Source organism: Halorubellus amylolyticus, assembly GCF_034808145.1.
Lineage (GTDB): Archaea > Halobacteriota > Halobacteria > Halobacteriales > Natrialbaceae > Halorubellus.
Window position 1 is genome coordinate 625,871 of the sequence record NZ_JAXHGM010000001.1, and the last position, 25,104, is coordinate 650,974.

Below are 25,104 nucleotides of genomic sequence, written 5' to 3' on the forward strand. Positions count from 1 at the left end.
CCACAGTGCGGACAGCAGGGAGTCATGCTCTCACCCCCGTTTCAGCTATGGGATTCGCCGGATGGCACGGACCCCCGACTTGAATCGTGTTCCACTCACGATTTTCGGCCGTCGCGAAACGCTCGAAATCGCAAGACGGCGGCTGGATGGCTGTCGGCCATACTTCGACGGGAGAGAAGGTCCGCCCTCCCCGATTTGAACGGGGGGCAAGTCGATCTACAGTCGACTGCTCTACCAGTCTGAGCTAAGGGCGGGCGAACGCATTCACTGCTTGGTCCGTGGGTAGATATAAGGGTTTTCTTTCGTGGTGCCTCCGGGGGGCGATTACCGCTGGGGGCTGGTGGTCGTCGTGGGGCGGTGGAGGCGGGTGTGACGGGCGTCTGACGGTGAGGAAGGTTGAAATACGATGATTGTGTTGTGCCTGGTGTTAGATGAGTAAGATTACCGTTCGTGCGGACGACGACCTGGTCGCGGAGCTGGAGGCGATGGACGCCTCGAAGAGCCAGGTCGTTCGTGAGGCGTTACGCGCGTACCTCGACGACGGGACGGTGGGGGACGGGCGGCTCGCGGACGGTGAGGTCATCGAGGATGCTGATGGTGGGTCCGTCGAGGCTGCGGATTCGGAGACGTTGGACGCGCTCGTTCGTGAGCGGGTGGACGAGGTGGTTCGCGGGCGTGTCGATGCGGTACTCGCCGATCGAGGGTTCGGTGTTCGTTCGCAGCCGCAGGACGTGAACGTGACCGTTGCGGTCGAGGGGGCGGTGTCTGACGAAGGAGCGGTGTCAGAAGAAGCGGTGTCTGACGGGACGGCGGACTCCGCTGGGAACGAGGACGCGTCCGTGGAGTCGCCATCGGGTGACGAGGGGTCGTGTTCGCAGTGTGGGGAGGCGTTGGATGGGGAGCACGTGTACTGTCCGAACTGCGGTGAGAAGGCGTCGCGTCGGGCGTTCTGCGAGTGCGGCGACGAGGTGCGGTCGGATTGGGCGTTCTGTCCGGGGTGCGGACGTCGGACGCCGGCGGCCGACGTCCTCGATTCGGGGTAAACGGCGTAAACGCTGTGTAGGGCGGCTGTGTGGCTGCTCTACGAGCTGTCCGAGATATGTCGGCGATAGTTTTATTACGTATGACACAGTGCATACAGTCGCGTAAGACGGTCGTCTTACAGGCCTCGTCCGGTGGTGACAAACGGACCGCCCTACGTGGGTTTGGCCGTGTAAGACAAATTGCGTGTGACTCTCACGCGTGCCGTCTTACCCAAAGGGGAAACTACGAACCATGGAGCGTGTGACACTGCGCATTCCGAAACAGCAGATCGAGGAGGTCGAACAGATGGTGGAGACCGGCGAGTTTCCGAACCGGTCGGAAGCGATTCGCTCCGCCGTCCGTGAAATGTTAAACGAACAAGGCGACCGCGCCGAGAAAGGCAGCCGAAGCTGGGCAAAGGTGTGACGATGCAGGACATAGTCCAAGACGCCCTCGAAAACGAGGAAGAGGAGAAGAAGAAACAACAGAAGATCGACGGAGGCGACTTCGGCGATCCACGCATCGTCATCGTCGGCGCTGGCGGCGCCGGCAACAACACCGTCAACCGCCTGTACAACATCGGTGTCGAAGGCGCGGAGACGATAGCGATCAACACGGACAAACAGCACCTGAAGATGATCGAGGCCGACACCAAGATCCTCGTGGGGAAGTCCCTCACGAACGGACTGGGTGCCGGTGGCGACCCGTCGATGGGCGAGCGCGCCACGGAGATGGCGCAGGGCACGATCAAGGAGGTCCTCGGTGAGGCCGACCTCGTGTTCGTGACCGCTGGCATGGGTGGCGGCACCGGCACTGGTGCGGCACCCGTGGTCTCGAAGATCGCGAAGGAGCAGGGTGCGATCGTCGTCGGCATGGTGTCGACGCCGTTCAACGTGGAGCGAGCGCGGACGGTGAAGGCCGAGGAAGGCCTGGAGAAGCTCCGCGAGGAAGCGGACTCCATCATCGTCCTCGACAACAATCGACTGCTGGATTACGTCCCGAACCTCCCGATCGGGAAGGCGTTCTCCGTGATGGACCAGATCATCGCGGAGACCGTGAAGGGGATTTCGGAGACGATCACGCAGCCGTCGCTCATCAACCTGGACTACGCGGACATGACGAGCATCATGAATCAGGGCGGTGTGGCCGTGATGCTCGTCGGTGAGACCCAGGACAAGAACAAGACGCGCGAGGTGGTGAACGACGCGATGAACCATCCGCTGTTGGACGTGGATTACCGCGGTGCGAGCGGTGGGCTCGTCCACATCACGGGTGGGCCGGACCTGACGCTGAAAGAGGCGGAGGGTATCGCGGACAACATCACGGAGCGCTTGGAGGCGAGCGCGAACGTCATCTGGGGCGCGCGCATCCAGGAGAACTACAAGGGCAAGGTCCGCGTCATGGCGATCATGACTGGCGTGCAGTCCGCGCAGGTGCTCGGTCCGAGCACGCAGAAGCAAGCGAACAAGTCTCGGCAGGCCATCGACGGCGTCGACGGTGTCGGTGGCGGGCAGGAGGCGGAGTTCGATGCGAGCCAGAACGTGAGCGGTGACGGGTCGTTCGGCGGACAGTCCGGCGCGCAGAGCGACGGTGGGCGGAGCGAGGTCGAGCGGAACAACGGTCTGGACGTCATCCGCTGACTCCGGGGTTGCGTCGACCGACCGTTCGGTCGGTCGGTGCCGTCGGCGGTCGTTCGGACTCTTCGTCCTTGCGTTCTCGTGGGAGAGCGACGGCTGGAGACGGTCGGGGGTCGGTTTTTGCTGGGTCTGCAAAGAGTCTGTAATTTATACGTGTCCGCGGATGGATTGGTCGGTATGGGTTCGACGACGGTCTCGAGTGACGCGACGGACGAGGTCGGGTTGCCGGTGTCGAGTCGGACGTTCGACGCGGTGGTCGCGGTGTTCTCGCTGTTGACGGTTGCGGGGATCGCTGCGGACTTCCGGTCGCACGCGAACGGCATCTCGTTCGCGGAGGAGGGTTTTCTCACCGCGGAGCACGTGTTCTTCTACTCGGCGTTCCTCGTGGTCGCGGTGACGTTGTTCGCGGGGACGATACTCCGTCGACGACGCGGCATGGACTGGGTGACGGCGGTGCCGCCGGGGTACCGCTGGGGGATTGTCGGCGTGCTCGTGTTCGGGTTCGGGGGCGTCGGCGACTTCGTCTGGCATTCGGCGTTCGGGTTCGAGGAGAGCTTCGAGGCGCTCGTGAGTCCGAGTCACCTGACGCTCGCGGTCGGGTCGGTGCTGTTCCTGGCGTCGCCGCTGCGGGCGGCGGCACGACGAGGCGACGACGCGGATACCGCGTTGGCGGCGGTCCCGGTCGTGGTGTCGATGACGCTCGTGCTCGCCATCCTCTCGATGTTCGGCGGGTTCGTGAACCCGCTCGTCCGGCCGTACCCGCACTACGAGTACCACTCGATGCGGTCGGTGGTGACGATGCTGGTCGCGTGGCCGCTCGTGTACGTCGGCGCGACCGTGGCGACGCTCCGCCGGTTCGAACTCGTCCCGGGCGCGTTCACGGTGGCGTTCGGGCTGTCGGCGTTCGCCGTCGCGCAGGCGGAGGGGTTCGTGTGGCTGGTTGTTCCGGCGGTGGTCGCGGGCGTCCTCGCGGACGTGTTCGCGGTGCACGCGCGTCGCGTCGGCGTCGTTCGTGCGCTGCGTTCGCGGTCGTTCACTGCGTTCGCGGCGGGGCTCCCGGCGGCGTTCACGACGACGTACTTCACGGTGGTCGACCTCACGGTCGGTATCGATCATTCGCACGTCTACGAGGGCATGTTCAACTGGTCGATCCACGTCGTCGTCGGTGCGGTGGTGCTCGCGGCGCTCGCCGGCGTGCTGTTCGCGAGCGTCGTCGTCGACGGGCGGACGGCGTCGACCGCAGCGGAGGTGTCGTGATGCGTCGAGGTGGTGCCGTGATACGTCGAGTGCGGTCGATGCGTCGACACGGTTCGACGCGTCGAGTGCGGTCGGTGCGCCTGCTCGTGGTCGCGGTGCTGGCACTGGCGGCGTCGTCGGGTCGAGTGGCCGCGCACGGCGGCGGTGGCGGTCCGCACGCGTGGCTGGGGCCGGCGGGGTTCATGTCGGGCGTCGCGGTCACGGGTGTCGCCGTCGTCCTCGATTCGCGCGATGCGGTCGACCCCACGTACGCGGACGTCGGCGTGTTCACGGGCGTCGGCGTCGCACTCGCGGGACTGGCGGCGTACTTCGTCGTCTGACCTCCGACCGACGGCGCTCAGGCGTCGAGCGCGTCCAGTAACTGGCACTTCCGGCAGACGTCCCGCGTCGTGGTGCTCCCGCAGCGCTCGCACTCGCCGAGGTCCGCCTCGTCCCGCGAGTCCTCGGCGTCGGAGTGGTACTCGCTCGCGACGATCCCCGCGAGTTCCTCGTAGCCCGCGAGGATGCTGTGCCTGGTCCCGGGATGGTTCTCCTCGAGCCCGTGCAGTACCTGCTGTATCTCGCCGCGGTACGCTTCGCTGGCGTGCGGGCACTCCGTGATGTGCGCGGGCAGGTCCCGGAGGTGACAGTAGAGCGCGACCTCCTTCTCGGGGACGTCACGGAGCGGTTTCGCGCGCGGCACGAAGTGCTCTTGGTCCTCGCGACTCGGCGCGTCGTCGTCGTCGAACGGCCCGAGGCTCGCGTCGAAGTGCTTCGCGATCTGCGCGACGTCACCCTCGAGGAAGTTCATGAGCGCGGTCTGGGCTTCGTCGTCGAGATTGTGCCCCGTCAGGAGCTTGTCCGCGCCGAACTCGTCGGCGTACGACTCCAAGAGGTCTCGACGGAACACCCCGCAGTACGCGCACGGCGCCATGCCCTCGGGGTCGTCCTCGACGACGTCGTCCATCTCCACGCCGAACTCCTCGCTGTACGACACGACCTCGTGCCGGACGTCCAGGTCGTCGGTGAGTTCCAGGCACGCGTCCACGCTCTCGTCGCGATACCCCTCGATGCCCTCGTGGATTGTGAGCGCAACCAGCTCGATACGCGGGTCCGCCTCGAACGTCTCGTGGAGGATCTGCGTGAGCGCGACCGAGTCCTTCCCACCCGAGAGCCCGACTACCCACGTCTCCGGGTCCTCCGGCGTCGCGTCCCGCGGCACGAGGTTGTCCTCGCGAACACGCCGCCGAACGCGTCGCTCCACGGACTCCGCGAAGTGCGCATCGCACAGGTGCGCGCCGGAGTACGCCGCGTGCATCACCGCATCCCGCTCGCACTTCGAACACTCCATTCGCTCTCCCGTTGCTCTCGCGCCCGGAAACGGGTTTCGCTCCACGCCACGCCCCGAGCGTCCTCGCTCGATGCCCGCCAGGCAACGGACGGCATCGAACACCCCACGGGACGATGCCCGACTGGCAGGGCCGGAATCGGAGACGGCGAGTCCGCCCGCAGTTCACCCGGGACCGCGAACTAGCAGCAGTCGTCGTCCGCCGGGTCCCACTCGCACGCATCCCCCGTCGTGAGGTCGTTCTCGTCGATGTACACCGAGAGACACGCGTAGTTACAGAAGTACACGGGCGACCCGCAATCGTCCTCGCAATCGCGAACGCAGACCGGGTCGTGGTCGAAGATTCGCGACTCGCAGTACGCACACCGCTCCTCCTGGTCGGGAGTCGCAACCGTCGTCGACATACCTTCGCCAAGGGGAGCCAAACGGGAAATCACTTCGTGCGCGGAACACGACCGCCCGCTCATCCTCGGTTCGATACCACGGCCCCGGAACGCACCACGAAGCACGACCCACGCCCACCAACCGAAGAGAACCGGAACCATGGAGGCGCCGTACGCTCGTGGAGTCAGACGCGGGAAACGACGGCCTGGAGGCCGCCGTATGCTGGTGCAGGCCGCCGTACGCTCGTGGAGTCAGACGCGGGAAACGACGGCCTGGAGGCCGCCGTATGCTGGTGCAGGCCGCAGAGAAACGGCGGCCTGGAGGCCGCCGTACGCTCGTGGAGTCCGTACTTTCGTCATCTTCAAGTCTGTTTTCGCTGAGTCAAACACAGTGGCAGTATCGTTCGACCTGTTCGGGACGCTCGTGGACGTCACCAGATCCGACGACCCGGCGGCGGCGGTGGCGCGCGAGCTCCGCGCTCGCGACGTCGACGTTCCAGAGGACTGGGGGGAGGCGTACCGCGAGGTGCACGTGGACGCGCCCGAGGGTGCGGAGGTTCCGTTGCCGGCGCACGTCGCGCGGGCGCTCGCGAGCCGCGGCGTGGCGGCGCCGGGGAACGCGCCGCGGCGCGCGGTCGTCGCCGCGTTCGACCCGGACGTGACGGTCCGGCGTGGTGCGCGCGACGCGGTCGCGGCGGCCAGCGAGCACGGGCCGGTCGCGGTGTGCTCGAACTGCGCGGTCCCCGGGCTCGTCCGGACGACGCTCGTTCGCGCGGACATGCGGGACGCGTTCGACGCGGTCGTCGCGAGCGCCGCGTGCGGCTGGCGGAAACCCGACGCGCGGATCTTCGAGCGCGCCGCGGACGCGGTCGAGTGCGAGCCGCGTGCGCTCGTGCACGTCGGCGACTCGGACGCGGACGCCGGCGTTGAGCGCCTCGGCGGGCACTTCGTCGACGTCCGACGGGTCGCGACCGCGGAGCTCGCGGACGTCGTCGGGTCGCTCGCGGCGTCGACGGCCGTCGACGTCGAGGAATCGGAGGCTGGAGACGACCCGGGGGAGAGAGCGGGGGCGGGCGAGGACGCGGGGAGGGGGTCGCGGTGAGTGCGCTCGGCGCGCTCGTCGTGGTCGCGGCGGTCGGACTGGATGCAGCGGTCGGCGAACCACCGAACCGGCTGCATCCGGTCGCGTGGTTCGGTCGCATCGTCGCGCTCGCGGACCGCGACTGGTCGAATCCGGCCGTCGTGGGCGCCGCGGTCGCGGTCGGCCTCCCGCTCGCCGCCGCGGCCGCGGTCGCGGGTGTCGTGCTCGCGGTCGGGTACGTTCACCCGTGGCTGTCCGTCGCCGCCGCCGTTCTGGCGGTGTTCGCGACGACGAGCCGCCGGATGCTCCTCGCGCTCGCTCGCGACGTCGTCGCGGCGACCGACCGCGACCTCGCGAGGGCGCGCGAGGACCTCCTCGGACTCGCGGGCCGGGACGCGGGCGGGCTCTCGCCGGCACAGATGCGGTCCGCGGCCGTGGAGTCCGCCGCCGAGAACCTCGCCGACGGCCTCGTCGCCCCCCTGGGTGCGTTCGCGGTCGCGCTGCCGTTCGGTATCGCCGCCGGAGCGGGGGCGGCGGCGTGGGTGAAGGCCGTGAACACCCTCGACTCGATGCTCGGCTACCCCGGCAAGCGCCACGGCACCGCGAGCGCGCGCCTTGACGACCTCGTGATGTGGATTCCCGCACGTGCGTCAGCGGGCTTGCTCGCGTTCGCGGGCGGTCGCCCGCGGTCGGTCCTCGCGGCCCGCGAGTGGCTCGCGGGCGTGCCGTCGCCGAACTCGGGCTGGCCGATGGGAGTGCTCGCCGCGGCGGTCGACGTCCGCCTGGAGAAGTCCGGCGTGTACGTCCTCAACCCCGATGCGCCGCTCCCGCCGACGCCGGTCGCGGAGCGCGCGCTCGCGGTCGTCGACCGCGCCGGCTGGCTCGCCGTCGCCACCGCGGCCGCGCTCGCACTCGCCGTCCCGACGCCGGCGGAGGTGCTCGCGCTGCCGTGACGGGCGTCGTCGCCACCGGACGTCGGGCGGTCGCCGGCGCGCTCGGGTTCCTGACGCGCGTCCCGGTCGGCCGGAGCGAGGCGGCGTGGACGGCGTTCACGACGTACCCGGCCGCCGCGGTCGTCCCGGGGTACGTCGTCGGCGCACTCGCCGGCGCGGTCCCCGCACTGGCGCTCGCGCTCGCCGATGGACTGCCGGCCGCGACGGTCGCCGTGGCGTACGTCCTCGCGGTGTACGCGCTCGTCGGCGTCAACAACCTCGACGGCGTCGCGGACTGCGGTGACGCGATGGTCGTCCACGGGGACGCCGGCCGGCGACGCGAGGTGCTCGCGGACACGACGACGGGCGTCGGCGCGCTCGCCGCGGTCGCGCTCGTCGTCGTCGCGCTCGCCCTGGGGGCGGTCGCGCTCGTCGGAACGAGCCCGCTCGTCGCGTTCGCGGTCGCGCTCGCCGCCGAGGTCGGCGCGCGGACCGGGCTCGCCGCGCTCGCCGCGCTCGGGACGGCACCGCACGACGGGCTCGGGAGCGCCATCACCGAGGACGCGGGCGTCGGGACGCTCGCAGTCGCGGTCGCACTCGCCGTCCCCGCAGTGGCGTGGCCGCTCTTGGTCGTACTCGCCGTTCCGGTAGTCGCGGAGGCGGCCCTGGTCAGTGGTTCGACCGCCGCCGTTCCGATGGCCGCAGCGGGTGCGTTCGCCGGCGCGCTCGCGGGGACCGCCGTCGTCGGCACGTGGGCTCGGCGGCGGCTCGGCGGTCCGAACGGCGACGTCTTCGGCGCGGCGACGGAGGTCGCGCGCGTCGCGGGACTCCACGTGGGGGTGCTAGCGTGGACGCTCTCGTGATGTGCGGCGGCGTCGGCTCGCGACTCGACGTCGACGTCGAGAAACCGCTGTTCGCGGTCGCGGGGCGAGCGATGGTCGACCGCGTCGTCGACGCGCTCGACGCTGCCGACGGCGTCGACTGCGCGTACGCCGCCGTGTCGCCCGCGACGCGGCGGACGCGCGAGCATCTCGCCGCGCACGCCGACGTCGCGGTCGTGGACACGCCCGGCGACGGGTACGTCGCGGACCTCGACGTCGCGCTCGACGCGGTCGGCCGACCCGCGGTGACGGTCGCCGCGGACCTGCCGCTGCTCGCGCCCGAGCACGTCGACCGCGCGCTCGCCGCTCGAGACCGCGCGAGCGACCCGGCGGGCTCGCTGTCGGTCTGCGTGCCCGTCGCGCTCAAGGAGCGCCTGGGTGCGAGCGTCGACACCGCCGTCGACGGCCTCGCACCGACGGGCCTGAATATCGTCGGCACCGGAGGAGATACCATGCACACAAGCTACGACGCTCGACTGGCCGTGAACGTGAACCGACTCGAAGACGCCGACCTCGCCGCCGCGCTCGCGCCCCGTGACGGGCCCGTGTGGGTCGGGGACGGGACCGCGGAGGGCGACCGATGAGGGTCGTGCTCGCCGCCGGGTCGACCGAGACGGCACGCATCGACGGGTTGAGTGCCGCTGGCGCGGACGCGGAGGCGATGGCGTACACGCCGGGGGCGGACGCGGAGGTCCTCGTGTACGGCGACGTCGTTCGCGCACCGTCGGTGCCGGTGTCGCCGACGGGGACGCCGACGCCCGCGCTGGTGACGCGCGCCGCGCACGAGGTCGTCGGGTTCGACGTGACCGTCGTCGACGCGGGGCTCGCGGAGCCGACGGGCGCGCCGACCGTCTCGGTCGGGGCGCGCCCCGGCGAGGACGTCCGGGAGGCGGACCCGGTGCCGACCGCGCCCGGTGCGTTCACGGCGGCGCGAGCGCTCGGGCGGTCGCTCCCGGACGACCACCTCGTGCTCGCCGAGACGATTCCCGGAGGGACGACGACGGCGCTCGGCGTGCTGCGAGCGCTCGGCGAGGACGGCGCGGTGTCGTCGTCGCTCCCGACGAACCCCATCGAGCGGAAGCGCGAGGTCGTCGCCGAGGGCCTCGCGGCGAGCGGGCTCGACGTCGGCGACTGCGAGAAAGACCCGCGGCGAGCGGTGCGGCGGATGGGCGACCCGGTGCTCGCGACGCTCGCGGGCGTCGCGACGGGCGCGCTCGCCGCCGGGAAGCGGGTGACGCTCGCGGGCGGCACCCAGCAGCTCGCGGTCGCCGCGCTCGCCCGGCACGACGGCGCCACCGGGCCGCTCGACGTCGCGACGACGAGCTACGTCGCGGGGACCGACCGCGACGTCGGGGGCGAGGCTGCCGGCGAGGTGGTCTCGTTCCGCGAGACCGCGCGACGGTTCGACTGCGAGCCGACCGTGACCGACCCGCAGTTCGACCGCGGGCACGTCGGCTTCGGCGGGTACGTCGGCGGCGAGGCGAAGGAGGGCGTCGGGATGGGTGGGGCGGTCGCGCTCGCGAACGCGACCGGTGACCTCGCGGCGGTCCGGGAACGCGCCGGCGAGCTCTACGACCGACTCGTCGACGCCGGCGTCGACGAGGCGACCGGCGGCGAGTCCACCACGGAGGACGCGTGACCGCTCCCGGACCGGAGGTGACTGCGCGTGCTCCCTGACGCCGTCGACGCGACCGAGCGCGTCCCCCACGGCGGGACGCGCGACCGGGACGTCCTCGAGTTCTCCGCGAACGTCAACCCGGAGCGCCCCGACGGCGTCCGCGCGGCCTACGAGCGCGCGCTCGCCGACGCGACCCGGTACCCCGACGACGCGTACCCGGCGTTCCGGGACGCCGCCGCCGCGTACGTCTCTCGTGCGACCGAGCGCCCGGTCGACCGCGAGCACGTCGTGCCGACGCCGGGCGGACTCGCCGCGCTCCGGTTGACGTTCGCGACGACGCTCGACCCCGGCGACCGCGTCCTCGTGCCGGCGCCGTCGTTCGGCGAGTACGCCCGCGAGATCTCCCTCCAGGGTGCCAGCCCGGACCGCGTCGCGCACGACGCGGTCGTCGCCCTCGACGACGACGAACTCGACGACGCTCGCATGGTCGTCGCGTGCAACCCGAACAACCCGACCGGGGACGCCTACGACCACGACGCGCTGTGCGCGCTCGCCGCGCGCTGTCGGGACGCGGGGACGACGCTCGTCGTCGACGAGGCGTTCCTCGGGTTCGCGGACGAGCCGTCGCTCGCGGGCGAACCCGGCGTCGTCGCCGTGCGCTCGCTCACGAAACTGTTCGGGCTCCCCGGCGTCCGCGCGGGGTTCGCGGTCGCCACCGGCCGGGACCGCGACCGGCTCGCGACCGCGCGCCGCACGTGGAACCTCGGGGCGCCCGCCGCCGCGGTCGGCGCGCACTGCCTGCGCGACCACGACTTCGTCGCCGCGACCCGCGAGCGCGTCGCCACCGAGCGCGCTCGCATCTGCGACGCGCTCCCCGCCGGCGTCCGCGCGTACGGCGAGACGACCGAGCGCGACGCCGTCGCCCCGTTCGTCCTCCTCGACGTCACCGATTCCGAGCGCGACGCGGCGGCGGTCGTCGCGGGCTGTCGGGACCGCGGGGTCGCCGTCCGCGACGCGACGACGTTCCGCGGCCTCGACGCGCACGTCCGCGTCGCCGTCCGCACGCCCGACGAGAACGACGAGCTCCTGCGGGTGCTCGACGAGGTGCTCGACGCGTGACCGACGACGGGCCCACCGAACCCGCGACTGACGCGTTCTTCGCGGCGACCCGGAGCGAGGACGTCCTCGAACTCGAACGCGCCGGCACCGAGTGGCTGTCGACGGGGTGGCGTGGCGGGCGGACGCGGGCGGACGCGGCGTACTCCTGTACCGTTCCCGCGGACTGGCGCTGCGACGACGTGTCGGCGTTCGTCGACGACCGGCTCCGCGAGCGCGGCGTCCCGGAAGCGCGCGCCGCCGCCGCGGCGCGCGGGGACGCACCGGTGCTCCTGACGGGCGTCGCGACCCGACACGCTCGCGGCGCGCGCCTCGGTCCCGTGGAGGCGTACGCGACCGCCGGCGTCTCGAACCCGGCGGCGCTCCCGACCGACCGCGACGCGCTCCGCGCACCCGACGTGGTCGACGCGACCGAGGGCGACGTGGACGGCGACCGCGAGCGGGACGAGCCCGACCGCGACGACGGACTGCCCGACGGCGAGTTCGTGCCGGGGACGGTGAACGTCGTCGTCGGGACGACCCGCGACCTCGCACCGGGGGCGCTCGCGAACCTCGTCGCGATAGCCGCCGAGGCGCGCGCGACGACGCTCCTCGACCGCGTCGGCGTACCGGGGACGACGAGCGACGCGGTCGTCGCCGCGTGCGACCCGGACGGCGAGCGCGCGGCGTTCTCGGGGAGTGCGACGCGCGTCGGCGGCGCCGCTCGCGCGTGCGTCCGGGACGCCGTCACCGCGGCGCTCGACGCACGCTACGACGACGCCGACCCGCCCGCATCGGTCGCTGACGCCCGATACGGCGTCACCACGGACGCGCGAGCGACCGTGTTCCGCCCCGACGGGTGACGCCGTCGACGCTCGCGTCTCGCCCGTCGCGGCGAGTGTCGAATCACCGACCGGTCTCGGACACGCCCATAACCATTGGTTGAATAATCAGGTCCTGGCCATAAACTATACCTCCCCATGGGTAGTCGTTCCGCCCAGTCGAGGGGTGGACTCTCGACGTGTCACACGGTCCGTTCGAGACGGAGCGACCGGCTTCTCCCCCCTTTGTCGGTCGTTCCCCCGTCGACCCCGAGAGCGGGGCCGACTTTCTTTCGCGTACCGAAACCGCTTAGCAACTCCGCGAGCGAGCACACCCATGGTCGAAGCCATCGCCGTCGCGAGCGGGAAGGGCGGCACCGGGAAGACGACCGCCACGCTCGCACTCGGCATGGCGCTCGCCGACGACGGCTACGACGTCACCGTCGTCGACGCCGACACCGGCCTCGCGAACCTCCTCTTCCACGCCGACCTCGAGGACGCCCCCGTCACGCTCCACGACCTCCTGCTCGACGACGCCGACGTCACCGTCGCCGACGCCACCTACGACCGCTTCGGGCTCCGCGTCGTCCCCTGCGGGACCGACCTCGGCGACTTCGAGGCCGCCGACCCCGACCGGCTCGCGGCCGTCGTCGCCGAACTCGCCGCCGACGCCGACGTCCTCCTGCTCGACTCCCCGGCCGCGCTCGGCTCGAAGTCCGCGGTCCTCCCCATCGTCCTCGCCGACCGCGTCGTCGTCGTCCTCCAACCGACGATCCCCGCGCTCAGCGACGGCCTGAAGGTCCACGAGTACGCGCAAGCGTACGGCACCGAGACCGCGGGCGTCCTCTACAATCGCGTGCACGACCCCGGCGACGTGGACGCCGTCCGCGACCAGACCGAACGGTACTTCGACGCGCCCGTCCTCGCGAGCGTCCCCGCCGCCGACGTCGTCCGCGAGGCGCGCACCGCCGGCGAACCGCTCGTCGAGCACGCGCCCGATTCGCGGCCCGCGGACGCGTTCCGGACGGCCGCCGACGCGCTGGACCCCGCCGACGGCGACGAGGCCGCGGTCGCCGACCGGTTCGCGAGCGCGGTCGTCCCCGACCGACCATGAAACTCCCGCAGGGCGAGGTCGTCGCCTCGCGCGTCCTCGACGACCACGAGCGCGCGCTCCGTGCCGCCCTCGACGAACGCCTCACGGGCTACCTCGTGCTCGAACCGAGCGCGACCCTCCTCCTTGGCGACGACGGTGCGGGCGTCCTCACGGTCAACGACGGCGTCCCCGTCCTCGCGTCGCATACCGGGACCGGCCGCGGTGGCGCGGACGCGCTCGCCGACCTCGCCGGCCCCGGTCCCGTGAAGGCCGAGCGTCGCGCGGTCGACCCGGACGCGCTCGCGACCGTGCACGACGCCGACGGCGCGGACGCGCTCGCGGTCGCCCCCGGCGAACCCTCGCGCGTCCTCACCGGCGACCGCGACCTCGCCACCGCCGTGCGCGAGCGCGCCCCCACCGACCACCCCGGGAACGAAGCGGTCGACGACCCGCTCGAATCGTTCCTCGCGGACGAGGCGCGCGTCGAGCAACTCCGCGAGGACGCACGCGCCGAGGCCGAACGCCGCGCCGAGGAGTGGGGGTTCGTCGACGAGCTCTCCTGAGCGCACCAGCCGACCGCGAGCCCCTCCATCGCTGCTCGCGCCAGCGAACCGCGGCCTCGCTGTTCCCGCCAGCGGACCGGCAGTGGTGGACGCCTTGGCACCATCCCTCCCGGAACCGGGCGGTGACCCGGCGGCAAGGTACTTGTGAATCCGAGTCGTCGTACGTACCGAATGCAACTGGCGGACTTCGTCGACGAACTGGACGCTCCGAGGATCTCCCTCACGGTCGTGAACGTGACCGGCCCCGGGTACGAGCACGTCACGGGCATGTTCGAGGACCTCTTCGAGCGCCAGACCGTCACGGTGGAGACCGCTGCCTCGGACGTCGACTCGGAGAACCTCGTGGTGCTCACGAAGGACGGCGAGCGCGTCGCCGCGTCCGAACTCGACGACGTCGGGGACGCCGTCCTGTTCGTGAACTCGGACGTCTACATCACGGGGTCGAGGGACATCGAGGACGTGGAGACGCCGGCGGTCATCGCGGAACTCACCGACGTCCCGTTCCACGCGACCGGGTATCCGTCGACGCGCAAGGAGAAGTTCCTCCTCATCGAGATATCGCGGTTCATCGAGGCGCTCGCGTACCGCGAGGGCGCGGGACGCCTGCACTCGGGGTTCCAGCAGCTCTCGCGCATCGACGACGAGAAGGGGACGAAGACGGTGTACGAGACGCTCGCGGCGACGGACGTCGAAACGCACGTCTACGGCGTCGGTGACTGGACGCCGGACGGTACGCTGACGGCGCACTCGGCTCACCCGGACTTGGACGCGGTCTGGTTCGTCGTGTTCGTCCCGCCGAGCGGTTCGGACGCCGACCACGCCGCGCTCGTCTGCGTCGAGGACGACGACGGCCACTGGCGGGGGTTCTGGACGTTCGACCGCGAGCGCGTCGAACGCATCGAGGCGTACGTCACCGGGACCTACCAGGCGTAGACGAGGCCGGGGTGCGTTGGACTCAGACGGCCACTTTCCCGGCGACGTACGCGAGACTCGCGAGGAGCGAGACGACGCCGAAGGGGAGGAGCCACGCGAACAGGGAGACGAGCGCGCCGCTCGCGGTGACGCCGACGGCGAGCAGGACGACGGGCCCGCAGCACGCGGTCCCGGAGAGGAGCGCGGGGACGGCGGCGAGCGCGCCCGCGCCGGCGTCGACACCGCACGCGGCCGGTTGGACGACCGCGAGGTACGTGAGTGCGAGGTTCGCGCCGACGAGCGCGGCGAGCGTCGCGCCGAGGACGAGGTCGCCGGGCGCGAGCAGGACGCGCGCGAGCCCGAGGTCGACGAGGGCGACGGGTTCGAAGCTCACCGGGCCGGTTCGCGCGAGGAGCTTCGAGAGCGGGTCGGTCGCGACGACGACGTCGAACCCGACGGCCCGTCCCAGCGAGAGGCCGCCGGTCGCGAGCGCGTACGCGAGGAGGTACGCGACCGTGCCGCCGGCGAACGCGAGCCGGCCGTCGCGACGCGACCCGACGAGGCCGAGCGCGCGCCGGGTGCGGTCCGCGACGCGGCGCGCGCGCCGCGGCACCGACCGCGCGACCATCGGCTCGCTCACCGCGAGACCACCCCGGCCGTCGGGTCGACGTCGCTCATCGCGCGTTCACCTCGCCGGGGGAGTTCGCGTCGGCGTCCGCGAGGACGAACTCGCTGTCGGGGTAGAACGCGTACCACGCGAAGAACATCGCGTCGAAGCTCGGGAGGCGCGGGAGCGGGAGCTCGGTGGCAGCGACCGCGTCGCCGCCGCCGACGCGGTAGCCGTCGCCGTCGGCCGCGACGCTCGCCCCGCCGGGGTTGGCGTACGCGACCCCCGCCGCGGTCGCGGGGTCGTACGCGGCGACGACGTCGAGCGACCCGGCGCTCCCCGCGACGACGCGCTCGCGGCGGAGCACGGGCTCGGACACCGCGAACGCGCCGTCGCTCGACCGGACGCCGTGCACGACCGCCTTCGGCTGCAGCCGGTCGCTCTCGCGCATCGGCGCGAACAGGAAGCTCGTGGACGCGTAGTACCCGCGCGTCGGGTTGTAGTCGCCGTAGGGGTCGCGGCCGTAGTCCCGGACGTGCCCGGTGTCCTCCGTGAGGACGAGTCCGTCCGGATGCTGGGCCTTCCAGCGCTCCCACGTCGTCCACGTCGTCGGCACCTGTCGGAGACCCGTCCCCTGGAACTCGCCGTCGATCGCCGTTCCGAGGACCTGCGGCCAGCGCGAGTCCGTCGCGCGGTCGTACAGCACGAGGTTCGAGTTCACGAGCCGTCCGCTCACGCCGAACTCGACGGCACCGCGCTCGAAGGCCAAAGCCGTCCCCGTCAGCGGACAGTACGTCACGGCGAGCGGGCGGCCGCCGACGACGTCGTTCGCGACCTCGTGCCAGACGAGGACGTACTGCGGGTACGCCTTCGCCTCGCCGTCGACGTCGACGCCGAACACGGGCATCTCGGGGTTGATGCGGTCGCCGACGTCGCCGACGGGCTCGAACCGCGGGTCGTCGACGCTCGGGATGCCGTCCTTTCCGGGACCGCCGCCGACGACGTGCTCGCGGAGGCGCTTCGCGGAGTCGGGGACGTGGAGGGCGGTGTCGCGGGTCGGGAGCGCGCTCGCTCCGGTCGTCCCGTCGGTCCCGGTGACGGAACTGCCGTCCGGGGTCGTCGGGTCCGTGTCTGCCGCTGGGTCGTCGTCGCCGCCGGCGCCGAGGCAGCCGGCGACCCCGGCAGCGACGAACCCCGCCGTCGCGGCGAGCACGGACCGTCGGGAACCCGAAGCCATGACAACGACTAGCACCCGTGTCCGAATAGCTCTGCGTGGCTCGTGCGTCGACCACGCACGACGGCCCCGCGACCGCTCGCGACGCCACGCTCACGCACACGGAGCGCATCGAGCGCGGAGGGAACAATCATGGGGACGCGGCGTCGAGACGACAGGTAATGTTCGGCCACCAGGAGCAGGTGACGGTCCGCGAACTCATGACGCGGAACCCGGAGGGCGTCGGGGCGGGTGCGTCGGTCGCGGACGTCCACGATTGGCTCGTCGAGAACGGGTACACCGCCGCGCCGTTACGACGCGACGACCCGCCGTACCTGTACGTGACCCGCGAGGACCTCGCCGCGGTCCGCGAGGACGCGCCCGAGGACAAGGTCTACGAGCACGCCGACCGCATCGACCTGTCGAACCTCCTCTCGCCCGACCTCGGGTTCGAGGACCTCGTCGTCGAACTCGAGGCCGAGCCGTTCTACTTCGTCGGCTGGCACGGCACGGTCGCGGGCATCGTCACGCGCTCGGACCTGAACAAGCCCGCGGCGCACGCGTTCCTCTACACGCGCATCGGCGAGCTCGAGATGCGCCTCCGGGACCTCGTCGACGCCGAAGCGAACTGGCAGGGGACGCTCGCGACCCTCCAGCGCGAAGGCCCCGGCGAGACGTCAGAGTACGACGCCGTCAGCGAGGAGTACGCGGCGTACGCCGATTCGGACCTCCAACTCCGCGAGGTCGACTACACGACGTTCTGGCAGCTCCAGCAGGCGGCCGTCGCGAGCGACGTCGCCGTCGACGTCCTCGGGTACGACGACGGCGACGCGCTGGGGGACGCACTCACCGACGTCCGCGAACTCCGCAACCAGGTCGCGCACTACGGGAACGTCGTCCACCACATGGGGACCGAACTGCTCGACTCGGGGCGGAACGTCCACGAACTCGAGGCGACGTACGCCACGATAGCCGGACTGCTCGACGCGCTCGCCGCGTGGGCGGACGCCGAAGGCGTCGACACGACGCGTCGCACCCACGCGGGAGCGAGCGAGTGACGGCGCTCGCCGCGACCGCGATAGCCGAAGCGCATTACTGCCGTCGGTACGTCCGCACTGACGTGATATCCGAGCGTCGCCCGCCGGCAGCGCAGCATCGCGGACACGCGACGCCGCCCACCCGATCGTCGAGCGGCCGTCCCGTTCCCGGACGGAGCGTGATACCGTGAGCGTCGAGTACGCCGTCGACGCCGGACGACCGGCGGTCGTCCTGGCGTCGGACGCACTCGCGGACGCGCTCTACGACGCCGACGTCCCCGAGACCGAACAACCGCTCGACGCACACCTCGTCGACTCCGAGACGCTCGCGGCCGCCGCCGCGGACACGACCGCGGAATGCGTCGTCCTCACGCCCACGGACCCGGTCGACCCCCTCGAAGCCGCGGAGACGCTCCCCGCCGTCTACTACGCGCCGCGCGACGACCTCTCCGGGGAGCGCGTCCGCGACCTCGCCGCGCATCCCGACGTGGACTACGTGCCCGCGAACGGCGACGTCGGCGACCACGCGCTCCTCCGGAGTCGCGTCACCGAACGCGTCGCCGCGGAGCGCGTCCGCGACGACCGCGACATCCGCGCGGAGGCGATGGATCAGGCGGGCGTCGGCATCACGGTCGCGGACGCCGACGACCCGGACGAGTCGCTCGTGTACGTGAACCGCGGGTTCGAGAGCGTCACCGGCTACGCCGCCCGGGAGGCGCTCGGCCGGAACTGTCGGTTCCTTCAGGGCGCGGACACCGACCCCGAATCGGTCGCGTGCCTCCGCGAGGCCATCGCCGCGGACGTCTCCGAGACCGTGGAACTCCGGAACTACCGCGCGGACGGGACGTCGTTCTGGAACCGCGTGACGGTCGCGCCCGTGTACGACGACGGCGCGGTCACGCACTACGTCGGCATCCAGGACGACGTCACCGAGCAGGTCGCGACCCAGCGCGCGCAACACCGGATGGTCGAACTCACCTCGAACCCCAACATGGGGTTCGAGGCGAAGGTCGAGGCGCTCCTTGAACTGGGCTGCGAGCGGTTCGGGGTCGACGTCGGGTTCCTCTCGGCGATCGACGAGGAGTTCGAGGTCGTCGCCGCGGACAGCGCTCATCCCGGCCTCCAGCCGGGTGCGACCGAGCCGCTGTCGACGACGTACTGTCGGCGCACCATCGCCGCGGACGACCCGCTCGCGGTCGAGGACGCCGCCGAGGAGTGGGCCGACGACCCGGCCTACGAGCGCTGGGAGCTCGCGTGCTACGTCGGCGCGAACGTCGAGGTCGACGGCGAGCTCTACGGGACGCTGTGTTTCGCGGACACCGAGCACCCCCGGGAGTTCACGGACGCCGAGAAGACGTTCGTGGAACTGCTCGCGACGTGGGTGCGGTACGAGCTGGAGCGCCGCGAGCGCGAACGCCGCCTGGAGCGCGAGAACGAGCGGCTCTCGGAGTTCGCGAGCGTCGTCAGTCACGACCTCCGGAACCCCCTCGGGGTCGCGAAGGGTCACCTGGAGGTGCTCGCCGCGGGGGACGCGGACGACGCGACCGTCGACGAGATCGCGACGTCCCTCGACCGCATGGCGGCGCTCATCGAGGACGTCCTGACGCTCGCGCGAGACGGCGAGGTCGTCGACGACCCCGAGGTCGTCTCGGTGTCCGCGGTCGCGACCGAAGCGTGGCGGGTCGTCGACGCCCCCGACGCCGAACTCGACGTCGACCGGGACGCCCCGCACGTCCGCGCGGACCCGGAACGCCTCCGCACCGTCCTCGAGAACCTGTTCCGGAACGCGGTCGAGCACGGCTCTCCCTGCTCCCAGGCAGAGCCTGGGAACGCCATCGACGACGGCGACGCCACCCGCATCAGCGTCGGGGTCGACGCCGAGAACGACCTTCTGTCCGTCGAGGACGACGGCACCGGTATCCCCGAACGCGAGCGCGACGACGTCTTCGAGCACGGGTTCACCACGAACGAGGAGGGCACCGGGTTCGGCCTCGCCATCGTCCGCGAGATAGCCGACGCACACGGCTGGATCGTCTCCCTCGACGAGAGCGAGACCGGCGGCGCGCGGTTCGAGTTCCACGGCGTCGACGTCGTCGAGGAGTGACCGACTGCACCGGTCGTCCGTGCGCTGCTTCTCGGTACGACCCGTGGAGTGGCACCGACCGAGCGCGATAGCACGGGGGCGGCGTCGCGGACGTCCGGTGCGGCGAGGCGACGGGAAAGCACTTACCGGCGACCGTCGACGGCGAGAACGGATGCCGACCGACGCGCCGGCGTCGCCGACCCAGTCAGCGGACTCGAAGACGTCGCTCTCCACCAAGACCGTCCTCGTCGTGCTCGTCGTGTCCGGCGTCGTGCTCGTCACTCACCCGCTGTACCTCTTTCCGCATCACGGGCAGACGCCGTACACGGTCGGGAGCGTCGAGCGCGTCGACGCGACGACCGCCACCGCCGAGGAGACCGTCGCGTACGACGCGCTGTCGCCCGCCGCTCGCGAGTCGTTCGACGCGGCTCGGGACGACGACTGGGTCTCGCTCTGGACGGGCGAGGACGACCGCGCCATCGACGTCCTCAGCGAAAACCGGTTCGTCCGCGACGGGGACCGCTACTATCGGTACTCGGTCGGGCACGCCGACGACGTCGGATTCTTCGACGACGTGCTCCGGGTGCTGCTCACGAGCACCGGTGGCGTCCTCCTCGCACTCGCCCTGCTCCTCGCGTCATCGAGGACGTGGCCGCCGATGACGCCCCGAGGGTCGCTCGTCGTCGTCGGCATGGTCGCGCTCGCACTGTTCGCGACCCAGGTGTACGACGTGCGCTACTCGGGCGCCGTGGGCGGCGTCGCGGACCCGTTCCCGACCGCGGTCGCGGGCGCGTTCGGCGCGCTCGGCGTCGGGTCGCTCGTCCGTCGTCGCGGCACCGCCCTCCTCCGGCCGCTCGCCGCAGCGGGCGTCCTCGCCGTCGTCGCCGGTACCCTCGCGACCGGCGCGCACCACGTCGTCGCCGTCGCCGCCATCGCGTTCGGCGTCGTCGTCGGGGGGCCACTCGTCGCACTCGGGTACGTGCTCACCCCAGCAGACCGGTGACGCGGTAGGTCGTCGTCCCCGGATGCGGTCCGAGGACCGACCGCGGTGACGGCCCGCGGTGGCGTCGACGTCGGGCGGCTCGGTGGCCCCTCGAACGGCGGTCGCGTTCGGGCTACCGCTTCTGTATCGAGATGGACGAGCTCGAGACGGCGTCCGCGGACGCCGACTCGTCCTCGGGGAGCCGGTATCGGAGAGTCAGCTCCCAGTGCGCGAGGTCCTCGGGCGAGCGGTCGGTCGGGCGATCGCGTGGCGTGTCGGCGTCCGTCGCCGAGACGGTGACGGCGACCGCTTCCTGGCCGAGGTCCTGGTCGGTGACGACGAAGTCGGCGTCGACGTCGGGGTCGTCGGACACGTGCTGAGGGAAGGTGGCGTCCTCGAAGATGCTCGCGACCTGGATGCGGAACGCGGATTCGATGCACGCGTGGAGCGTCGGAATCGGGGTCGGGTCTCCGTCCGTCCCGACCAGCGTGGTGAGATTCCACGTGTAGTCCGAGAGCACCTCGCGGACCCGCTCGCCGAAGTCGACCATCTGCTGGTACTCTGGCGGTTCCGGGTCCTCTCCCGGCAACTCGATCTCTATCTCTGCCTTTGGTTGCTCGTCTGTCATACGACGCGGATTCCGATTCAACACTGGAAAAGGTTCGCAAATATCGAACGCCTTTCACCTCTCGGATGGCGACGAAGCCGTCCGAAGGCACCTTCCGACCCGAGCGGTGTCCCCTCGACTGACCGCGTTCGGTCGGAGAGCGCCAACCCTTCCAGTGGCCGCTGCTGCCTGGTGGCTCCGTGAGAAGCGTGGTGGCATGGGGCCGACCCGTGGCGGGGTCGGCGGTGTGGTTCGCGGCCGCGGGCCGGCGCGCGCCGGGTGTGGGCCGCGTGCGATGCGGTTGCGGCTGCCTCCGATGCGGTCGTGGCTGCCTGCGCTGCGGTTCGGTGGCGTGGGAAGGCCTCAGCCTTCGACGCCACCGAAGCTCAGTCCGTCCTCGATGTACCGCTGCGCGCCGAGGTAGACGAGCATGATCGGGAGTGCGAACGTCAACGCGAACGCCGAGAACTTCGGCCACGGCGTCGAGTACTCGCTCACCAGCAGGAACAACCCGACCGGGAGCGTGTACTGGTCGGTCGCCAGGATGGTCTGGGCGACGATGAACTCCGTCCAGCCCGCGAGGAACGTGAAGATGAACACCGTCGCCAGCCCCGCCTTCGACAGCGGGAGGATGACCTCCCAGACGACCCGCAAGGGGCTGGCGCCGTCGACGTACGCCGCCTCCTCGTACGACTTGGGGATGCCGTCCATGTACGTCTTCAGCAGCCACGTGTTGAACGGCACCGCCGTGGCGGCGTAGTACACGGACAGCGCGAGCTTGTTCGCGTCCAGCCCGACCTTCACGAACAGTGCGTACAGCGCGATGAGGCTCGCGATACCGATGCCGCCGCCGACCTGCGTGAACAGCACGTAGCCGTACAGGAGCTTCCCGCGGCCGATGAACTGCCGGCGCGAGAGCGCGTACGCGCCCGGGACGATGAGGCTCATCGCGAGCAGCACCGTCGGGACCGCGACCGTCATCGAGTTCCAGAGGTAGCGCTTGAACTCGCTCGGGTACTCGACGCCGTGCGCGCTCGCGTCCAGCAGGACGAGCTCGGGCGTCCTGACGAAGACGTCGTACCCGAGACCCGGGACCGTCAGCGAGAGCTCGTACCCCGGGACGATGAGGTCGCCGAGCACCCAGACGAACGTCGACAGCGTCGGGTCCGTCGGCAGCAACTGGATGTTCGTCGCGAACAGCGACGCGCTCCCGCCGCTCAGCGCGAGCTTCAGCACCCAGTAGATCGGGAACAACAGGAGCGAGACGACGGCGAGCGCGGTGACCGTCGACACGACCGACATCGCGACGTCCGCCGGGTCGACGTCGCCGGTCCGCATCCCGTTCACCGTGTACCGCGTGTGCTGGTACGCGGCTATCGGCGAGTACGCGACCGTCTTCACGTCGCCCGCGACCGACCGCGCGACGCGCCCGAGGAGACTCATCGGTCACCCACCCCGTCGGCGAGCTTCCCCTTCTTCACGTTCAACCACATGAACGCGCCGATGAACAGGAGCGTGAGCATCATGATCGACGCCGCCTTCCCGTACGCCGGCGACGTGTTCCCGAACGCCTCCGTGTACCCGTAGTGGATGAGCAGCGAGTTCGACTCGCCGGGCCCGCCGTCGTTGAAGATGAACGGGATGAGGAACTGCTGGAAGGACGCGGCCGCGGTCAGGATGCCGCCGAACATCACGGGGCGCTTGATTGCGGGGAGGGTGACGTGCCGGAACCGTGCGAGGTAGCCGGCGCCGTCGACCTTCGCCGCGTCGTGCAGGGCGTCCGGGACGTCCTGGAGCGCACTCACGGTGATGATGACGATGAAGGGGTACGCGAGCCACACCTCGGTGACGTTGTACGTGAGGAAGGCGAGCCAGCGTTCGGTCATCCAGCTCACCTTCTCGAACCCGAGGTTCAGGAGGAGCTTGTTCGCGAGACTGTACCGGGCGTTGTCGAAGATCTTCGACCAGACGGTGATGGAGAACACCGCCGGTAAGCCCATCGGGAGGATGACGAGCGACCGCATGAAGCGCTTCCCGCGCGCCCGGTCGCTCGTGAGGACGAGCGCCACCGCGATGCCGAACGCGAGCTTGAGGACGACGCTCGTCGCGACGAACAGCCACGTCACGCCGAGGCTGTTCCAGAAGCTCGGGTCCGCGAGGATGGTGACGTAGTTCTCGAGCCCGATGAACTGCTCGTTGCCCGCGTGGATGCTCGTCGGTGGGGCGTTCGTCGCCCGCATGAACGAGAGGTACAGCAGGTACAGTATCGGGTAGAACATGAACGCCGAGAACAGGAACAGGCCCGGGAGCACGAGGAACAGGCCCGCGTTGTCGCGAGCCCAGCGGCTCAGGTCCGCGGTGCGTTCTCGGTAGTCGGTGCGGTTGGCGTTCGACATCCCTCTAGCTGTTCCAGTTCTCGCGGACTTCCGACGCGGCCTGTTCGAGCGCCTCCTTCGGGGTCTGCTGGCCGTTGAACGCGCGCTTGAGTGCGCTGTCGGTCGGCCCCCAGACGCCCTGCATCTTCGGGTTCGTCGGCATCGGGATGCCCTGAGAGACGGCGGTCGCGTACCCGCTCACGGTCGGGGAGAGGTCGTCGCTCTCCGCGAGCTCCTTGTGGACGGGGATGTACGCGTGCTCGTCGGCGAGCCCCTCGAGGACGTCGGGGTTCGTGGTGTACCACTCGATGAACTCGCGGGTCGCGGTCGCGTTCGCGTCCTCGCCGCTCCCCATCGCCTTCGAGAAGAACAGGAGCTTGACGCCCGTGTACGGCGACGGTTCGTTGCCGTCGACGGTCGGGAAGGACGTGACGTCCAGGTTGACGCCGGCGTCGCGTGCGCCGCCGAGGAACCACGGGCCGTTGATGGCGAACGGCGCGCGCCCTTGCTTGAACGGTTCGGCCTGTGCGCCGTAGTCCGGGGAGTCCGGCATGTACGGCGCGAGCTGGTTCACGATGAACTCGAGGCCCTCGACGGTCTCGGCGTTCGTGAGGCCGAGTTCGTCGTTGGCGTCGTCGTAGTAGAACCCGCCGAAGGCGTGCATCCACGCGCTCTGGAAGTACGAGTTCACGGGATAGCTGAGGCCGTACTTCCCGTCGCTGGGCGCGTGGTACTCGTCCATGATGGCCTTCATGTCCTCGAAGGTCTCGGGCGGTTCGTCGACCATGTCGGTGTTGTAGACGAGGCCGACGGTCTCGGCGGCGTAGGGGAGGCCGACGGTCGAGCCGTCGAACTGGGTGGCCTCGGCGCCCGTGGACGTGAAGTACTCGTCGGGGTCGACGCGGAGGTCGTCGCCGGCGTCGACGACCCAGCCGTTCTGGTGGTACTTGCCCGCCCAGTCGTGGGCGTGGTCGAACGAGTGCGGGCCCTTGCCGGCGGGGATGGCGGTCTCGGTCTTCGTGCCGAGTTCCGCGATCTCGCTGGGTTTGACCTCCTGGTCGTACTCGCCGTTGAACGTCTCGATCTGGTTCTCGAGGCTGCGTTTCTCGGCTTCGCGGCGCGCGTGCCAGAGCTCGGCGGTGCCGCCGGAGTTCTCGGGCTCGACGACGCTGAGTCCCTCCTCCTCGGTGGTCGTGGTGGACTCGTCACCGCCGTCGCCGGAGCCGCCGTCACCCTCGGTGGGTGCGTCGGTCTCGGTGGTCTCGGAGACGCCCACGCAGCCCGCAACGCCGGTGAGCGCGGTCAATGCTACCGTCTTCTTCAGGAACGCCCGTCTCTGGTCACTCATGCCTGAATCTATGATGAAATATGTGTTCGCGTATTTAGTCCTTTGGGTGCGAACGTCTCACAACCAGTCGGTCCCCTGCCCGTGGCTGTCATCAACGCTAGAACTCGCCGCATCCGACCCTCGATACTGGGGGTTCGAGGACGCTCTCGTCGGCCACGCCCGGCCGACCCGCTCTCTCGCGCGCACCGACATCGAATCGCGGACACCGCGGGCCGTGAACCGGACCGAC

Annotated in this window: 26 protein-coding genes and 1 tRNA gene; 18 read left to right on the forward strand and 9 right to left on the reverse strand. The window is 70.7% G+C overall.

The genetic code is table 11. The features are described 5' to 3' along the window. Positions 1-180: 180 nt before the first annotated feature. A tRNA-Tyr gene (locus tag SM754_RS03175) sits at positions 181-254 on the reverse strand. A gap of 177 nt (positions 255-431) precedes the next feature. Between SM754_RS03175 and SM754_RS03180 the strand changes: the two genes are divergently transcribed. The 5 genes from SM754_RS03180 to SM754_RS03200 all read left to right on the forward strand — a co-directional run bounded on the left by SM754_RS03180 (position 432) and on the right by SM754_RS03200 (position 4,237). Beyond that, positions 432-1,043: a double zinc ribbon domain-containing protein gene (locus SM754_RS03180; RefSeq protein ID WP_323674763.1), complete on the forward strand. Its 612-nt coding sequence runs from the start codon at positions 432-434 to the stop codon at positions 1,041-1,043. A 232-nt stretch (positions 1,044-1,275) separates the two neighbouring features. Beyond that, positions 1,276-1,449 (forward strand): transcriptional regulator CdrS, encoded by a 174-nt coding sequence (cdrS, locus tag SM754_RS03185; protein ID WP_323674764.1) that lies wholly within the window; start codon positions 1,276-1,278, stop codon positions 1,447-1,449. Between the two features lie 2 nt (positions 1,450-1,451). Beyond that, positions 1,452-2,663 (forward strand): cell division protein FtsZ, encoded by a 1,212-nt coding sequence (ftsZ, locus tag SM754_RS03190; RefSeq protein ID WP_323674765.1) that lies wholly within the window; start codon positions 1,452-1,454, stop codon positions 2,661-2,663. Positions 2,664-2,837: 174 nt separating this feature from the next. Further along, a complete protein-coding gene (locus SM754_RS03195; RefSeq protein ID WP_323674766.1) occupies positions 2,838-3,917 on the forward strand; it encodes a hypothetical protein in 1,080 nt (359 codons plus the stop codon). A gap of 38 nt (positions 3,918-3,955) precedes the next feature. Continuing rightward, on the forward strand, positions 3,956-4,237 hold the full coding sequence (locus tag SM754_RS03200; RefSeq protein WP_323674767.1) for a hypothetical protein: 282 nt from the start codon (positions 3,956-3,958) through the stop codon (positions 4,235-4,237). 17 nt (positions 4,238-4,254) lie between these two features. Here the strand turns inward: SM754_RS03200 and ncsA are convergent, their stop codons facing one another. Continuing rightward, positions 4,255-5,247 (reverse strand): tRNA 2-thiolation protein NcsA, encoded by a 993-nt coding sequence (gene ncsA, locus SM754_RS03205; RefSeq protein ID WP_323674768.1) that lies wholly within the window; start codon positions 5,245-5,247, stop codon positions 4,255-4,257. Between the two features lie 179 nt (positions 5,248-5,426). Next, complete coding sequence (locus tag SM754_RS03210) at positions 5,427-5,648, reverse strand: hypothetical protein (RefSeq protein ID WP_323674769.1); 222 nt, start codon at positions 5,646-5,648, stop codon at positions 5,427-5,429. 370 nt (positions 5,649-6,018) lie between these two features. On the opposite strand from SM754_RS03210, the gene SM754_RS03215 reads away from it, so the two are divergent. From SM754_RS03215 to SM754_RS03260, 10 genes are all read left to right on the forward strand, one after another. Then, positions 6,019-6,729 carry an HAD family hydrolase gene (locus SM754_RS03215; RefSeq protein ID WP_323674770.1) on the forward strand — a complete coding sequence of 237 codons (711 nt, stop codon included), beginning with the start codon at positions 6,019-6,021 and terminating at the stop codon, positions 6,727-6,729. After that, positions 6,726-7,661: an adenosylcobinamide-phosphate synthase CbiB gene (gene cbiB, locus SM754_RS03220; RefSeq protein WP_323674771.1), complete on the forward strand. Its 936-nt coding sequence runs from the start codon at positions 6,726-6,728 to the stop codon at positions 7,659-7,661. The genes SM754_RS03215 and cbiB overlap by 4 nt, the downstream gene beginning before the upstream one ends. Next, on the forward strand, positions 7,658-8,503 hold the full coding sequence (locus tag SM754_RS03225) for an adenosylcobinamide-GDP ribazoletransferase (protein WP_323674772.1): 846 nt from the start codon (positions 7,658-7,660) through the stop codon (positions 8,501-8,503). Before cbiB ends, SM754_RS03225 begins: the two co-directional genes overlap by 4 nt. Then, positions 8,503-9,105, forward strand: a complete 603-nt coding sequence (locus SM754_RS03230) for an NTP transferase domain-containing protein (protein WP_323675245.1) — start codon at positions 8,503-8,505, stop codon at positions 9,103-9,105. The genes SM754_RS03225 and SM754_RS03230 overlap by 1 nt, the downstream gene beginning before the upstream one ends. Next, positions 9,102-10,160, forward strand: a complete 1,059-nt coding sequence (locus tag SM754_RS03235) for a nicotinate-nucleotide--dimethylbenzimidazole phosphoribosyltransferase (RefSeq protein WP_323674773.1) — start codon at positions 9,102-9,104, stop codon at positions 10,158-10,160. The genes SM754_RS03230 and SM754_RS03235 overlap by 4 nt, the downstream gene beginning before the upstream one ends. Positions 10,161-10,187: 27 nt before the next feature. Next, complete coding sequence (locus SM754_RS03240; RefSeq protein ID WP_323674774.1) at positions 10,188-11,258, forward strand: aminotransferase class I/II-fold pyridoxal phosphate-dependent enzyme; 1,071 nt, start codon at positions 10,188-10,190, stop codon at positions 11,256-11,258. Further along, the gene (locus SM754_RS03245; RefSeq protein WP_323674775.1) at positions 11,255-12,097 is read left to right on the forward strand and encodes an adenosylcobinamide amidohydrolase; all 843 of its coding nucleotides are present in this window, start codon (positions 11,255-11,257) and stop codon (positions 12,095-12,097) included. Before SM754_RS03240 ends, SM754_RS03245 begins: the two co-directional genes overlap by 4 nt. Positions 12,098-12,392: 295 nt before the next feature. Then, complete coding sequence (locus SM754_RS03250) at positions 12,393-13,169, forward strand: nucleotide-binding protein (RefSeq protein ID WP_323674776.1); 777 nt, start codon at positions 12,393-12,395, stop codon at positions 13,167-13,169. Continuing rightward, on the forward strand, positions 13,166-13,711 hold the full coding sequence (locus SM754_RS03255) for a DUF8054 family protein (RefSeq protein ID WP_323674777.1): 546 nt from the start codon (positions 13,166-13,168) through the stop codon (positions 13,709-13,711). The genes SM754_RS03250 and SM754_RS03255 overlap by 4 nt, the downstream gene beginning before the upstream one ends. A 171-nt stretch (positions 13,712-13,882) precedes the next feature. After that, positions 13,883-14,644, forward strand: coding sequence for a histidine kinase (locus SM754_RS03260; protein ID WP_323674778.1), 762 nt, complete (start codon positions 13,883-13,885; stop codon positions 14,642-14,644). Between the two features lie 22 nt (positions 14,645-14,666). Here SM754_RS03260 and SM754_RS03265 read toward each other — a convergent pair whose 3' ends face one another. Together SM754_RS03265 and SM754_RS03270 are read right to left on the reverse strand one after the other, a co-directional pair. After that, positions 14,667-15,263 (reverse strand): hypothetical protein, encoded by a 597-nt coding sequence (locus SM754_RS03265; protein WP_323674779.1) that lies wholly within the window; start codon positions 15,261-15,263, stop codon positions 14,667-14,669. A gap of 34 nt (positions 15,264-15,297) precedes the next feature. Further along, on the reverse strand, positions 15,298-16,467 hold the full coding sequence (locus tag SM754_RS03270) for a DUF3179 domain-containing protein (protein WP_323674780.1): 1,170 nt from the start codon (positions 16,465-16,467) through the stop codon (positions 15,298-15,300). 35 nt (positions 16,468-16,502) lie between these two features. Here SM754_RS03270 and SM754_RS03275 point away from each other — a divergent pair, with 35 nt between their 5' ends. The 3 genes from SM754_RS03275 (at position 16,503) to SM754_RS03285 (ending at position 20,566) form a co-directional block, all read left to right on the forward strand. Further along, entirely contained in the window at positions 16,503-17,501 is a 999-nt protein-coding gene (locus SM754_RS03275) for a hypothetical protein (protein ID WP_323674781.1), read from the forward strand. Between the two features lie 166 nt (positions 17,502-17,667). After that, the gene (locus SM754_RS03280) at positions 17,668-19,584 is read left to right on the forward strand and encodes an ATP-binding protein (RefSeq protein WP_323674782.1); all 1,917 of its coding nucleotides are present in this window, start codon (positions 17,668-17,670) and stop codon (positions 19,582-19,584) included. 151 nt (positions 19,585-19,735) lie between these two features. Then, entirely contained in the window at positions 19,736-20,566 is an 831-nt protein-coding gene (locus SM754_RS03285; RefSeq protein ID WP_323674783.1) for a DUF7979 domain-containing protein, read from the forward strand. A 112-nt stretch (positions 20,567-20,678) separates the two neighbouring features. On the opposite strand, the gene SM754_RS03290 is transcribed toward SM754_RS03285, so the two are convergent. From SM754_RS03290 to SM754_RS03305, 4 genes are all read right to left on the reverse strand, one after another. Then, a complete protein-coding gene (locus SM754_RS03290) occupies positions 20,679-21,173 on the reverse strand; it encodes a hypothetical protein (RefSeq protein ID WP_323674784.1) in 495 nt (164 codons plus the stop codon). Between the two features lie 342 nt (positions 21,174-21,515). After that, the gene (locus SM754_RS03295) at positions 21,516-22,595 is read right to left on the reverse strand and encodes a sugar ABC transporter permease (RefSeq protein WP_323674785.1); all 1,080 of its coding nucleotides are present in this window, start codon (positions 22,593-22,595) and stop codon (positions 21,516-21,518) included. After that, positions 22,592-23,548 carry a carbohydrate ABC transporter permease gene (locus SM754_RS03300; RefSeq protein ID WP_323674786.1) on the reverse strand — a complete coding sequence of 319 codons (957 nt, stop codon included), beginning with the start codon at positions 23,546-23,548 and terminating at the stop codon, positions 22,592-22,594. Before SM754_RS03300 ends, SM754_RS03295 begins: the two co-directional genes overlap by 4 nt. 4 nt (positions 23,549-23,552) lie before the next feature. Further along, positions 23,553-24,875 (reverse strand): extracellular solute-binding protein, encoded by a 1,323-nt coding sequence (locus SM754_RS03305; protein WP_323674787.1) that lies wholly within the window; start codon positions 24,873-24,875, stop codon positions 23,553-23,555. Positions 24,876-25,104 lie beyond the last annotated feature (229 nt).